General features: G+C 31.3%; 15 protein-coding genes. 9 read left to right on the forward strand and 6 right to left on the reverse strand.

The window, feature by feature from the left end:
• Nucleotides 1-637, forward strand: a 637-nt coding sequence (locus ACJDT4_RS07735; protein WP_406786975.1) for a LamG-like jellyroll fold domain-containing protein, incomplete at its 5' end; no start/stop codon positions are given.
• A 112-nt stretch (nucleotides 638-749) separates the two neighbouring features.
• Nucleotides 750-1,358 carry an NUDIX hydrolase gene (locus ACJDT4_RS07740; RefSeq protein WP_406787015.1) on the forward strand — a complete coding sequence of 203 codons (609 nt, stop codon included), beginning with the start codon at nucleotides 750-752 and terminating at the stop codon, nucleotides 1,356-1,358.
• Nucleotides 1,359-1,407: 49 nt separating this feature from the next.
• Here ACJDT4_RS07740 and ACJDT4_RS07745 read toward each other — a convergent pair whose 3' ends face one another.
• Both ACJDT4_RS07745 and ACJDT4_RS07750 read right to left on the reverse strand, forming a co-directional pair.
• Entirely contained in the window at nucleotides 1,408-1,626 is a 219-nt protein-coding gene (locus ACJDT4_RS07745; protein WP_406786976.1) for a hypothetical protein, read from the reverse strand.
• Between the two features lie 19 nt (nucleotides 1,627-1,645).
• Nucleotides 1,646-1,966, reverse strand: a complete 321-nt coding sequence (locus tag ACJDT4_RS07750; RefSeq protein ID WP_406786977.1) for a hypothetical protein — start codon at nucleotides 1,964-1,966, stop codon at nucleotides 1,646-1,648.
• Between the two features lie 309 nt (nucleotides 1,967-2,275).
• Between ACJDT4_RS07750 and ACJDT4_RS07755 the strand changes: the two genes are divergently transcribed.
• From ACJDT4_RS07755 to ACJDT4_RS07770, 4 genes are all read left to right on the forward strand, one after another.
• Nucleotides 2,276-2,737: an HD domain-containing protein gene (locus tag ACJDT4_RS07755; protein ID WP_406787016.1), complete on the forward strand. Its 462-nt coding sequence runs from the start codon at nucleotides 2,276-2,278 to the stop codon at nucleotides 2,735-2,737.
• A gap of 145 nt (nucleotides 2,738-2,882) precedes the next feature.
• Complete coding sequence (locus tag ACJDT4_RS07760; protein WP_479723304.1) at nucleotides 2,883-3,017, forward strand: hypothetical protein; 135 nt, start codon at nucleotides 2,883-2,885, stop codon at nucleotides 3,015-3,017.
• Nucleotides 2,989-3,147: a hypothetical protein gene (locus ACJDT4_RS07765; protein ID WP_406786978.1), complete on the forward strand. Its 159-nt coding sequence runs from the start codon at nucleotides 2,989-2,991 to the stop codon at nucleotides 3,145-3,147. Before ACJDT4_RS07760 ends, ACJDT4_RS07765 begins: the two co-directional genes overlap by 29 nt.
• Nucleotides 3,148-3,363: 216 nt before the next feature.
• Nucleotides 3,364-4,524, forward strand: coding sequence for an Ig-like domain-containing protein (locus ACJDT4_RS07770; protein WP_406786979.1), 1,161 nt, complete (start codon nucleotides 3,364-3,366; stop codon nucleotides 4,522-4,524).
• 276 nt (nucleotides 4,525-4,800) lie between these two features.
• Here ACJDT4_RS07770 and ACJDT4_RS07775 read toward each other — a convergent pair whose 3' ends face one another.
• The 4 genes from ACJDT4_RS07775 to ACJDT4_RS07790 all read right to left on the reverse strand — a co-directional run bounded on the left by ACJDT4_RS07775 (nucleotide 4,801) and on the right by ACJDT4_RS07790 (nucleotide 9,778).
• Complete coding sequence (locus tag ACJDT4_RS07775; protein WP_406786980.1) at nucleotides 4,801-6,918, reverse strand: SPFH domain-containing protein; 2,118 nt, start codon at nucleotides 6,916-6,918, stop codon at nucleotides 4,801-4,803.
• A gap of 230 nt (nucleotides 6,919-7,148) precedes the next feature.
• Nucleotides 7,149-7,667, reverse strand: coding sequence for a S4 domain-containing protein (locus ACJDT4_RS07780; protein WP_406786981.1), 519 nt, complete (start codon nucleotides 7,665-7,667; stop codon nucleotides 7,149-7,151).
• A gap of 487 nt (nucleotides 7,668-8,154) precedes the next feature.
• Complete coding sequence (locus ACJDT4_RS07785) at nucleotides 8,155-8,781, reverse strand: TetR/AcrR family transcriptional regulator (RefSeq protein WP_406786982.1); 627 nt, start codon at nucleotides 8,779-8,781, stop codon at nucleotides 8,155-8,157.
• A 70-nt stretch (nucleotides 8,782-8,851) separates the two neighbouring features.
• Complete coding sequence (locus tag ACJDT4_RS07790) at nucleotides 8,852-9,778, reverse strand: ketopantoate reductase family protein (RefSeq protein ID WP_406786983.1); 927 nt, start codon at nucleotides 9,776-9,778, stop codon at nucleotides 8,852-8,854.
• Nucleotides 9,779-10,111: 333 nt separating this feature from the next.
• Between ACJDT4_RS07790 and ACJDT4_RS07795 the strand changes: the two genes are divergently transcribed.
• From ACJDT4_RS07795 to ACJDT4_RS07805, 3 genes are all read left to right on the forward strand, one after another.
• Nucleotides 10,112-10,330, forward strand: coding sequence for a hypothetical protein (locus ACJDT4_RS07795; protein WP_406786984.1), 219 nt, complete (start codon nucleotides 10,112-10,114; stop codon nucleotides 10,328-10,330).
• Between the two features lie 142 nt (nucleotides 10,331-10,472).
• Nucleotides 10,473-11,066 carry a helix-turn-helix domain-containing protein gene (locus ACJDT4_RS07800; RefSeq protein WP_406786985.1) on the forward strand — a complete coding sequence of 198 codons (594 nt, stop codon included), beginning with the start codon at nucleotides 10,473-10,475 and terminating at the stop codon, nucleotides 11,064-11,066.
• Nucleotides 11,053-13,122, forward strand: coding sequence for a beta-glucosidase family protein (locus ACJDT4_RS07805; RefSeq protein ID WP_406786986.1), 2,070 nt, complete (start codon nucleotides 11,053-11,055; stop codon nucleotides 13,120-13,122). Before ACJDT4_RS07800 ends, ACJDT4_RS07805 begins: the two co-directional genes overlap by 14 nt.
• Nucleotides 13,123-13,279 lie beyond the last annotated feature (157 nt).

A 13,279-nucleotide genomic window follows, 5' to 3' on the forward strand; every position in this document is an offset into this window, starting at 1 on the left:
AGTTACAGTAACAAATGCACAAGATCCAATAAAACCAATTCATGAGTATACATTTGATGATGATAATGTTACATTAGGTGGTAGTAGATTAGTTGATACAGGAAGTAAATCAACTAACATAATGGACTATGCAGATGCTTCTAATACAGATGTAGTAAACGAAGATGGAAGAATATTTAGAAGATTTAGTGGTGATAATAGCAATATAGAAATTAGTGATGGTGATATTCCATCTAAAAATATAAGCATGAAATTTGATGTTAGATTTCCATCGGGTAGTGGATTAAAAACAAATAATATAATATCATCAAGGGATGCAATCAATTTAAGTTTGGAATATAGTTCATTAAACCTTTCAATTGGCGATGGAATTAATTTAAATGTAAATGCAACAAAGTACTTAGATGGAAAATGGCATACAATAGTGATTACTTATGCAGGAAATTTTGAGGCTAATGGAGTAAAAATGTATGTAGATGATTTAGTAAATCCAGTAGCAGTAGGAACGGAAAAATCACAGAATTCAAATAATGGACAAAGTGAAGACTTTACATTAGGTGGAGGAACCTTCGACTTAGATAATTTTCAGATATATGATAAAGTATTAAATCAACAAAATGAACAAATATCAAAATAAATCTTGTGTATAGTATAAAAAATAATTAACATAGTTAAATAGTTATCCACATTTATGCTAAAATATATAGTATGAATGTGGATATTTTTATGAAAAGTGAGTGTGATAAATGATGAAGGAAAATAAAATAAAGAAGTTAACTCCTATGGCAGAATCAAAATTTTTAAGTCTTTATGATATTGAATATAACAATAAACTAGGAGATTTAAAGCATTGGGCGTTGGCTTCTAGAAAAAATTTTGAAACCCTCAAAGCTCAATATTTTGAAGGTAAAGAAGAAAAAGTCGATGCTGCAATAATTGCTGCATTTCATGTGGATAGTAAGAAGTTAGTTTGCATAAGGCAGTTTAGGGTTCCTTTAAATGACTATGTTTATGAACTCCCAGCAGGGCTTATAGATGGCAACGAAAGTTTTGATGCTGCAGCAGCAAGGGAACTTAAAGAAGAGACAGGGCTTGAACTTATAGCCATAAATCATGAAAAGACAAAGGGCAAGGTTTATGCATCAGCAGGAATGACGGATGAATCAGCAGCAATGGTTTTTTGCACCTGTAAGGGAAGCTTATCAAAAGAATTTTTGGAGGATGATGAGGATATAGAAGTAATGCTTCTTTCCAAGGAAGAGATAAAAGAACTTTTGAAAAAGGACGTTAAAATGGACATGAGAGCATTTATAATGTTTCAGGCTTTTGCCGGAATGGGAGAAGAATTATTTAAATAAAAAATATCCACATCTTATTAATATGGATGTGGATATTTTTTATGTTATTTTAATAATTTACAACGTAATTAGAACCAAAATTATTGTCCCAGTATTCTGTTCCATTTACCTCATAAAGAACAGCAAATTGAACTTGTTTTGTAGAATTTGAGACCTTAATATTTGCAAGCCATTGAGAAGCTTCATCTGAGGAATATGATCCTACAGGAGAACTGATAACTGTTTCTTTATAAGTTTCCCAATTATCTTCAGTATAACGAACTTTCACGTAGGTTGAGTTATTAATATTAGTTAGTAAGATTTTTGGTAGCTACATAGAATGAAAGGTATTTTTCACTATTATATGCTCCGGTGTTTAGCTTATGTGTGTAAACATATGATTGACCGAAAGCACCATCAGTCCATGTTTTACCTCCATCTAAAGAATAGTGTACAGTTAACTTTTTGTCATATGCAAGATTTTGAACTGCAATATATCCTTCAACATGACCAATGCCATAATCATCATCTGTAGCACGTTGAGAATAGTATAATTGAACAGGAAGAGTAGCGGCTCTTACTTTTTGAGGTAATGCTGCTCCCAACTTAGAAAGAGTAACAATAAACATGTTAAATAAATACATTGTAGTATTATGATTTTAAAAAAGTATTAAAATTAATAATAATAGACTTTTCTGGTTGAAAATTATATAAGCATATGATAAACTAACTTTAAAATCGCATCGGTTCTTAACTATAAGTGAAAGTTATGATTATAACGGCAGGGGGTGTACCTTGCTGTTAATTTTTATATATTGAGTATAAATTTTAATAAAAGGCTATGCTTTAAATAATTAATATTTACTTTAAAGCATAGCCTAATAAAATAAATTGAGGGAGTGGTTAGCTTGAAGCTTGTAGGTGATGTTGTAAATAAAATGGTACTTTATTTTGATGGAGATGTAAGGCGTATAAACCATGCTATGAAGGTTTATAGTTTTGCTAAAACCATAGGTGAGCTTGAGGATATAGGAGAGAGTAAGCTTTTAATACTTGAGGTTGCAGCTGTGCTTCATGATATCGGAATTAAAGAAAGTGAGAGAAAATACAATTCATCTGCTGGAAACTATCAGGAGATAGAAGGACCAGATGTAGCAAGGGATATTTTAAAGGAGTTTAATTTAGATAAAGCTTTTGTAGATAGAGTTTGTTATTTAATAGCACACCATCATACTTACAGCCAAATAGATGGTTTAGATTATCAGATATTAATTGAAGCGGATTTTATTATAAATATTTTTGAGGATTCAATAGCAAAAGAAAAGGTGGAAATAATCAAAGATAAATACTTTAAAACAAAAACGGGAATACGCTTTATAGAAAGTATGTATATGAAATAATATATAGATAACCAAGCTGGAAGATTGAAATTACCAATACCAAATTTATCCCTACTCTTTCTTTCAAATTCCAGTTTAATAGGACAAACTTGGAACTTGCAATTTCAACTTGTCTATCTATAAATATAGAGATGAGGAGATAAAATTGAAATTAACAGTTCTTGTAGATAACAATACAATTATTGATAGATATTTTTTAGGAGAGCCTGGGGTAAGTTATTTTATTCAAGATGATGACTGCAATATTTTGTTTGATACAGGTTACTACAAAAACTTGTAAATACATAAAAGAAAATAATATAGGTAAGGTCCATGCAGGACATTGTACAGATTTAAAATCTAAAATAGAACTTTCAAGAGTTACTAGCGTAGAGGAAGTTGGAGTTGGTTTAGTTTTGGAATACAATTAAAAAACACCTAATAGGAAGCGCTTTTTAAGAGAGCGTTTTGAAAAGCATAAGCATAATTAAAAATAGTTGTTAAATTTATAAGGTATAGTTGCAAAATCTATTTAAATAAGCTTGTATAAGAGGATTTGTTATACTAGACTAATAATTAATTATGTAAGTTATTATTTAAAGTTTTGCGGATATCTAAATTAGTGCACGATTGCAGGAGGAAAATAAATGAAAAAAAAATTGCAAGTAGCGCTAGTAGCATTTTTAGTTATTATTTTTGGGTGCTTTTCAGAGGCTTTTGCTGCTAGTAGAACAAATATCGAAGATAATGAATTTTCGCAAATTGAGAAAAAACTAAATCAAATTAACAGGCATAATATAACAAATAATGGATCATCAAATCATAATGCAGGTGATGAAGGAAAAATTGGAACTGAAAATTTAGATGGTTCTACAGAAAATAGTGCTAAAAAAGGAGATGTGCTTAAAGATCCTGAAATAGGCTGGAAGAGATACGATGATTGTAGTAAACTAATTAAATACTTAGGGGATTGGGCACCTGATAACTATTTATTAAGTGGTAATTATAACAGCACTTTACATAGAAGTATTTCATCAAATAGTGAGGCTAAGTTTAATTTTAATGGAACAAAGCTAAGAATAATAACCAGTGATTTAGTAAATGCGGCTAGTAATATTAAGGTTACTATTGATGATAAGAGTTATAATTTAGATGAAACACTTAATAACAAGGATTGTACTATGACTTTTGAAATTACAGGACTGGATAAATCAGACCATAAGGTTACTATTAGTAAAACTGATGAAGATATGGGACAAATTAATCTTGATGCAGTAGATATAGATTCTGATGGCAGTATGCTGAGGCTGGCAGATGGTCTAACTTTAGATAAAGCTTTACATTTATTAAAAGTAGGACAAACAGATACTCTAACAGCAGCAGTAACTCCATATGATACAGCTAATAAGAACATAACGTGGAGTTCTAGTGATCCGTCTATAGCTTCTATAGATAGTAATGGAAAATTAACGGCACTTAAGGCAGGAATTGTGACAATAACAGCGTCAACTATGGATGGAAGCAATCTTATGAGTTCATGTATTGTAACTATAGAAGAGGCAAAAAGTTTAAGTTTAAATAAAACAACAGATTTATTGAACGTAGGAGATACAGATAATTTAGTAGCGACAGTAACTCCAAACAATATACCTAATAGTTCTATGGTATGGATTTCTAGTATGCCATCTATAGTTTCAGTAGATAGTGATGGAAAAGTAACAGCACTTAAGCCAGGAACGGCAATGATACTAGTTGGGACTAAGGATGGAAGCAATTTAATGAATTTATGCACAATAACTGTAAAGTGATATTATAAAATCTCATAGAAAATATTAAAGAGGCATTTGCAGCAAATATAGATGACAGCGGTTGGAATAGGACAAACCTTTGTATGGGCAAATATTGGTGAAGATGATGGTGGACTAGGAAAAATGTGTGTTATAAACGTAGAATAAATTAGCAATAATTAAATGGTTTAAAATTAGTTTAATAAATATTAGAGCCTAAATCCTAATTTAAAAAGTATCTGAGTTTTTTGAAGCTCATTAGGGTTTTAGGCTCTTATATTTTTATAAACTATACTACTATTTTAGTGATTCTATGATTTTGCATTTTATTTGTTCAACCTCAGGTGAAAGCTCTCTTTCTGAGTTATCGCTGTTAGCCATACTAGCCAAAAGTAAATCAAGTATACCTTCTAAAGCATTTGGCATTTTGCCATCACTTCCGCCACCAATATAGGTTTTTGGAACAATGTCAATTTTAGATTCTTTTAATGCTTCTGCAAGTTTTGTCATAACATCTTGAATTACTTGATATTGTGGACCACCATAAGCGTTAACCTGCTCTTTTGCAGCTATTGCCTTGGAAATACCAATCTTAGCTTCCTTATCAGCCTCGGCTTCACCAATGGATTTTATCTTTGAAGCTTCAGCAGAACCAAGAAGACTAATTTGTTTAGAGTTTGCAGTAGCTTCTTTTTCAATAGCATAAGCTTTTGCCTCGGCATCTTGTTTTGTTGTATAAGCCTTTGCTTCGGCGTCTTTTTGCTGCTTGTATAAATTAGCTTCAGCTTCAGTTTTGGTTTTTTCAGCAATCTGTTTAGCAACAAGAAGTTGAGCCTTACCTTCATTTTCTTTAATCTGAATCTCAACAGCAGAAGCAGTTAAATCTGATTGCTTTGCTGATGCAGCTTTAGCTTTGTTTAATTCTATTTCTTTTTCGGCGGCTTTTTGCTCTGCATCAAAGGTTGCTATTTGCTCCATTGCAAGTTGTCTGTCTCTAAGCTGTGCAAGTATTGTATCTATTCTATTATCATTTTTGGATGCAATAGGAGTGCCAATTAGAACTTCTTCTAATTCTAGGTCGTATTTTTCAAACTTATCCTTCATTTCGGCGGAAGCTTTATTTTGAATTTCATTTCTATTTTGAATTAATTCTACTAAAGTCATTGTCTGTCCGATGTTTTTGAAGTATCCAGCTATCATAGGGTCAAGAGATTGCTCTATAAGGAGCTTTACATCGCCAAATCTTTGTATTACTCTAGAAGCTTTTTTATAATCTATATGCATTACTACAGTTAAAGGAAGACTTGGCTCAAAAGCATCCTTTGTAATAAGACTTATTTCTTTTAAGTTTTCGTCGAGTTTATGATTGCCGTTTTGTCCACTAATCCACTTTAAAATTACATTTGTTGTTGGAACTTTAACTACTTTTCCAGCATAAGTGTTGAAACCATATTTACCAGGAGCTAAAGCGGTTTCCCATATACCTTTAGAACCTTCAGGAACTAATTCACCGTGCTTATAAGCATCACCTGTAACGTCCTTGCCTTTGTCTCCATAGTAGGATACAACAACACCAACTTCACCAATGTTTATTATGGTTTTAGGTAAGTATTCAACAGTGGCAAATAGCCTGTTTATAAAATAAGTTCCATCTGCTAAAATCTGCATCTGTCTACCTTTAAAACCGCCAGCTTTAAGGAATTTTTCAGGGTCTTGAAAGTTGTTATGATAATTTTCAAGTCCAGCCTTATCACCTATAATTGGAGCTATTAAAACTTCATTTGGAAGAGCAGGTCCATCATTTACTGTAACTATGCCTATGTTGTCGTCCTTTCCATTTATAACTACAGGGTTAAAACCATCAATCCTTCTTATTTTATCTGCCATGTTTTGAACTTCTTGATTTTCTACTTTAGTTGTGGTTAGGGAGTAAACTCCATTTTCAGTTATGATTATAAATTGTGCAAGGTTAAAGGCATAAGTACCTTCTCTAAGTATTGCTCTTTGAGGTCCTTTCTGACCCTCACCTTTAAAAAAACCTCTAACATCTTGGAAGTTATCTGCTTCTGGAATTACATGTCCAAGAGTTTGAGAAACCTCAAGAGCTTTTCCATCTCTAGCAAAAACGTAGCCTATCTTACCTTGGGGAATAGTTATAAGTGGAGCACGATGAATCTTGTACATAAGAGGTGTTTTTAAGTGAATACCAGCTCTTAGTACATCTGGCTGAAAACCAGCTTCTCCATTTAAAGCTATAATTTGTTTGTTTAGTGATCCTTTTGGTGACCACCATTTTTCTACAATTCCAATTTCACTACTTTTTATTACTACAATTCCTATGAGTTTTAAAACTATTAGCAATATTGCGATAATTGCCACAACAGCTATAATTAGGTAGATACTACTTTGATTCATATTGAACCCTCACCTTCATAAATATTTCTGATATGAGTTATATAATACCACATTATGTGGGGAAGTCAATTTAAGAAAAAGAAGGATTTTGACATAAAAGATTAGATTTGCATTAAAGTAAACGAAGAAAGTGGAGATAAGCTATTGTTATCTTCACTTTAATTCAATTATCTATTTTATATAATTTTTATATTTATCTTTTATAAAACTTCTATGTTTCCACGAGCTTTTTAGAGATTTATATAGCTGATTAAGATGCTTATTTTTTGATTTGATTTTACTGATAAATCAATTTTGGTTATCTTATCATCAACTAGAATCTTTTTATTTTCAATTAATTTTTGTATTTGTGATCTACTTAAATCTTTGATATACATTGAAAGAAGCTTATCAAGTCTAATCTTTTTTGATATAGAATTTATAATAAGTTCTATTTGTTCATAGCCAAATTTTTTATAATGCTGTAAAGATATAGGTTCTAGTGAAGTTTCACAAAGAAATTCTTCATTTTTAGGAGTTTCCTTTTCTGTATTTCCATCGTTGGAGTTCACTATTCCGAGCATTTTGTTCCAGGTGTGACCATTACTGCATTTAAAAATGGCATAGTTATAAAGATTTTTTCCATTTGCGTTTTGTCTTCTTTTTAAAGAATCAGTAAATAGGACCTTTTTACCACAATTGTGGCAGTACCTTTCTACAGTTTCAATCTCCATATTCATTACATTTAAGTTTATCATAGCTTTTTTCATTTTCTTTTACCTCCGAATTTTATGGCAGGCAAAAGAGGTCATAAAAATTTTGTATGCAAAATTATAATTTACTCTCAAGCCTGTTATTTATTGAGTTCATTTAATTTTGCAAATATAGTTGGCATATAGGATCACCTCACTTTCACAAATAAAAAAGGGCAGTAAATGAATAAATCCATTTACTACCCTGTAATTAAAGGATAAAAGTGCATAAAAAAACCGTACAAATAATAGTACGGCGCCATTTACACAAAAAAACTTTTATCTTAAATTATATTTTAATTTAAAAGGATAAACGCAGATATTATTCTTAACATTGTAAAAACCTAAAGAAAGTAACACAAATAAAAGCATAAGAAACTTACGCAAAAAACTTTCTTTAAGAATAGTATTAAATTTTACTATTTTACAATGTAAAAAACATATCTTTTAAGCATAAAAAATCCTCCTAAATAACGTATAAACTTATATTAGTATAAAATCCTCTTTATGTCAAACTAAACAACTCGTTTAAAAAATCTAGTGTCTTTTCATCTGTACCTAAAATTTTTGTAAGGGTTTCTTTAAATGCAGCAAGCTTTATAGGCATTGTTTTTGAACTCCATTTAAATAAGTCTTCATCTAAATAAAAGTTTGAAAGTGTTAATATAATTTCAGCTGTTTCAAGAGGATGTTTTACATTAAAAATTCCCTCGTCATTACCTTGTGAAATTATATCTGCATAAATGGGTGAAAAACTTTTAATAAGGGCAACCATCAATTTTTGGTGAAATATTTTATTTGATGGATCATTCATTTTTTCATCTTGCTGATTAAGGTTGTTAGCTTTTACAGAAGCTAAAAGTATTCGTTTTAATCTATCTATAGCATTTAGGTTTTTGTCATCCGTACTTGAAATTTCATTAATTAAAAGAGAAACTCTATTTTCTATTGCTGCATCGGCACATTCCTCTTTAGAAGAAAAGTAATGGTATAATGCGCCTTTAGAGATTCCTAATTTTTTGATTATCAATGCAAGTGTAGTGTTTTCGTAACCATTTGAGATGAATATATCCCAAATGTTATTTGCTAGCTCAGTTCTTTTATTATCAAAATTTATATTTGTTCTAGACATGATGTTTTTCCCTCCATTGTATAAACCATCTGTCTTAGATTGTATTAAATATTAAACCTAACGTCAATTATTAGAGCAGTTCACTGAGCTTTTCCATATTAGTAATATTGATATTGAATTCTCTTCCAGTTTGGAGCATCTTTTTAAAGTTATCTTTCATTTCATCAATTGCTTTAAAGGCATGAGCGGTATAACGCTGCATTATTGGATTTTTTTCAAAGTTACGTCTAAACATTGGATAGAGTATAAAAAATGGAATGGACATCATTTTTACTTCTGGAAACTCTTTTAGATTGGCTCCTTTTCTTTCACAAATTTTGTAACCTTCACACATAGCTTTAAAGCACATTTTTACTAGTTTTTTATCTTTTAAAACGTCACTTAAACTACTATATTTTGAAAGTCCAACACCAAGAGGGCTTGAACCAACGTTGTGTATCCATAACCAGTGAAGTATATTTGATGGAATTTCAGGTTCAATGCCGCAGCTTTTAAAAGCTTTCACTGTAGCATCTAATAATGGTTTTTGAATTTCATATACAGTTCCAAGTGTTATATCATTACCTACATTACCCCAAAGTAAATCTCCTTTAAAGGTTCCACCGCCGCCAGCATATCCCATGATGTATTGATCTTTCTTTAAGTATTTATCTATTTCAGAGGTTCCATTCCAATTTAAAGTGAAGATTAAATACTTGGCATCAGGTGCTTTATATGCAAGGGTTTTAAGCGCATCCTCCAATTGATAAGTATTCACTGGAAGCATGATTAAATCGTAATCTTCAGTTATTTCTGTAACGCATTTATAGGTATATTCTCCTGTTGTGTTGATATGATCTTTATCATTGCGCTCGTCTATAATGTCATAAGGTATAGTTTTACCATTCATAAGTTTAAACTTATTTTCTCTAACGAAGTGAGTTATTTCGTGATGTTTTGAAAGTGCATGTCCGTAAAGTGTACCGATAACACCTGTTCCTAATATTAATATTTTCATAAAATTACCTCCTATTAATAAACCGACTGTTGGTTTAATTATAATTAAAAGTATAGACAGTGTCAATGTTAAATTTTAATAGATTTTACTATATGGAGATGTTTTTTAGTGTAGCAGCTTCTAGGTCCTTCTTTTAACAAGATGGTTGTATGCATTATAATGGTATTTATAATACCTTTAGAAAAATTTTATGAAAAAAACAATATTTTTCTATTAGTCTAAAAACGAAATAAAATTTGTACAAAAATGATAACAAATATTTTTAAATAAAATTATAATTAAGTTGTAAATGTTTACAGATTAATTATGGTGTGTTATGAAATGGAGGGAAAAATGAGTTCATATATTTTTGAGATAATTGAACATGAAGAAAAATATCCAGCGAAGGTGTTTGTAACATCAATTGAGCATTCAACGTTTCATTGGCATTATGATTATGAATTAATTTTAGTTTTAAAAGGATCCTTGGTAGTAAACGCAAGTCCTAAAATATCCGTACTAAGATCAGGAGATAGGAGATATTATTTTATTAAATTCAAAAGCGGTACATGAGCTGCAGTGTACTAAGGAAGAAAATCTTTGCTTATTTATCCAAATAAATGAAAACTTATTTAAAGATTTAAAGGATGATAATAAGTCATATTATTTTTACTTGAATAGCGCACTTAACGATAAAATGCCTAAAAACGGATATATGAGTTATGTTGCAATTGCAGCCAAAATTGGATTAGAAAATCAGAAGGAAGAAATTTTTAATTCTTACAGAATAAAAGCTTTAATTTATATGCTCATAGCAGATTTGTTTGAATATGCATTATATGATGTCTATCAAAGAGCTGTAGATTTAAAAAAAGCTGAACACACAGAGCTACTTATGCAAATAATAGATTTTATCCAACAAAACTGCAAAAGGGATATGGTTCTAGAGGAACTTAATGAGCGCTTAGGGGTGAGTGAAAAATCTGTTTATCGTTTTCTTAAGAAAAACATAGGAATGTCCCCTAAGGATTTGGTTCTAAGCAGTAAAATAGAAGCTTCTAAGTATATGCTGAAATTTTCAAACAAATCAATTAGCTTTATATCTGATGATTGCGGCTTTTATTCCGAAAGTACATTTTACAGAGCTTTTAAAAAGGAATTGGGAGTTACACCTGCAGAGTATCGAAAAAATGGAGCAGATTTGAGTGCAAATCCAAACGTGAAGGGTTATTTGCACTTCAATTTAAAAGAGTCTATTAATTTATTAGAAAAATATTGTATTGGAGATGTTAGAAATGAAATGTACTAAATCAGAAAGATTGTCTTATACTGAAAAAGCAAAAAAAATAGTTGATTCTTTAACTTTAGAGGAAAAGGTTTCATTAATGAGTGGAAGTGTCGGTCTTAAGGATATGCTTGGAGATTTAGCTACTGATCCTGATGGAAGACATTATAATTATTATCCTTATCCAGCTGGAGGTATAGAAAAAGTTGATTTGCCGCCTATGCTTTTTTGTGATGGTCCAAGAGGAGTAGTTTGCGGAAATGGAAAAAGTACGTGCTTCCCGGTAACAATGCTTAGAGGTGCAACCTTTGATACAGAATTAGAAGAAAAGATAGGTCATGCTATAGGAAAAGAGGTACATGGTTTTAAAGGTAATTTATTTGCAGGGGTATGTATTAACTTGCCATATAATCCTGGTTGGGGAAGAAGCCAAGAAACTTACGGTGAAGAATCTTTTCACTTAGGAGAAATGGGAAGGGCATTGGTTAAAGGCGTACAAGATGAGAACGTAATAGCATGTATAAAGCATTTTGCTTTTAATCAGATGGAAATTTCAAGATTTAAAGTAAATGTTGAATGTGATAAACGAACTGAAAGAGAAGTATTTCTTCCCCATTTTAAAAAGTGCATAGATGCAGGGGCAGCTTCAGTCATGAGCTCATATAATTTATACAAAGGAACTCACTGTGGACATAATGATTATCTGTTAAACGAGGTGCTTAAAAAAGAATGGGATTTTGACGGATTTGTTATGAGCGATTTTATATGGGGAGTTAGAGATACTGTTGAAGCAGCTAATGGTGGGCAGGATATGGAAATGTGCTGCACGCAGTTTTTTGGAGATAAATTAGTTGCAGCTGTTAAAGATGGAAAAGTAAAAGAAAGTAGAATTGATGATGCTGCGCTTCGTATTGTACGTACACTTTTAGCTTTTAAGGATGCTTATAATAATGAATGTGATGAAAGTGTGATTGGATGCAAAGAACATGTTAAGCTTGCACTAAAGGCAGCAAGGGAAGGAATTACATTAATTAAAAATGATAATAGCATACTACCACTAGATAAAAATAAAGCAAAACGAGTTGTTGTATTAGGAAAACTAGGGGATAAGGAGGTAATTGGAGATCATGGTTCTAGTCAGGTTAGACCAGCTTATGTAGTAACACCGCTTCAAGGAATTGCTAATGCTGCACCTAAAGTGGATGTTGTATATTATAATGGTGAAGATCTAGAGCATGCAAAGGAATTAGCAAAAGATGCTGATGCAGTTGTATTTGTGGTTGGCTACAATTATGATGATGAAGGAGAATATATATCTGAAGATGAATTCAACTCTTATACTGGAGCAGTAGGAGGAGATAGAAAGAATTCTTTAAATCTTCATGTAGAGGAAATTAAATTATTAAATGAAGTAGGACCTGTTAATGCTAACTCTATAGCTGTATTAGTTGGTGGAAACATGATAATGATGGAAGGCTGGAAAGATAGCGTTGGAGCTATAATGATGGCTTATTATCCAGGAATGGAAGGTGGAACAGCATTAGGAGAAATAATATTTGGAGATGTAAATCCAAGTGGAAAGTTACCTTATGTAATTCCGTTTAAAGAAGATGATCTTCCACAAGTAAATTGGGATACAACGCATCAATGGTATGACTATTATCATGGTTATACAAAGCTTGAAAAGGAAGGAATAAAGCCATGCATTCCATACGGATTTGGATTGTCTTATACTGATTTTGATTTTAGTAAAGCTGAATTTTCTGCAGATAATGATAACGTTAATGCTAAATGCACTGTTACTAATACAGGTAAAGTAGCGGGCGATGAAGTAGTGCAAATGTATGTAGGCTTTAAAAATTCTTCTGTGGATAGACCTGTAAAGATATTAAGAGGTTTTACTCGTGTAAGCTTGAAACCAGGAGAAAGTAAAGAAGTAACAATAAGCTGCCCTAAGGAAGAAATTTGCTGGTATAATGAAAAAACTGGCAAGATGGAACTAGAGCATATGGAATATGAAGTATATGTAGGCAGCAGCAGTGCTAATTCTGATTTATGTATGGGAAAGGTTACTCTGTAGTTTAGGGATGATAGTTATATGGCGAGTAATAATTAGTAGTTATCTCGCCATAAGCTTATAAATATTATTTTGCAGCATTAAAAATTAGAAGAAGCTGCGTTAAAAAATAAATAAAGTATATAATAATGTAAACGTTTAAATAAATATTTTAATATGT

The organism is Clostridium neuense (assembly GCF_045310695.1).
Lineage (GTDB): Bacteria > Bacillota > Clostridia > Clostridiales > Clostridiaceae > Clostridium_S > Clostridium_S neuense.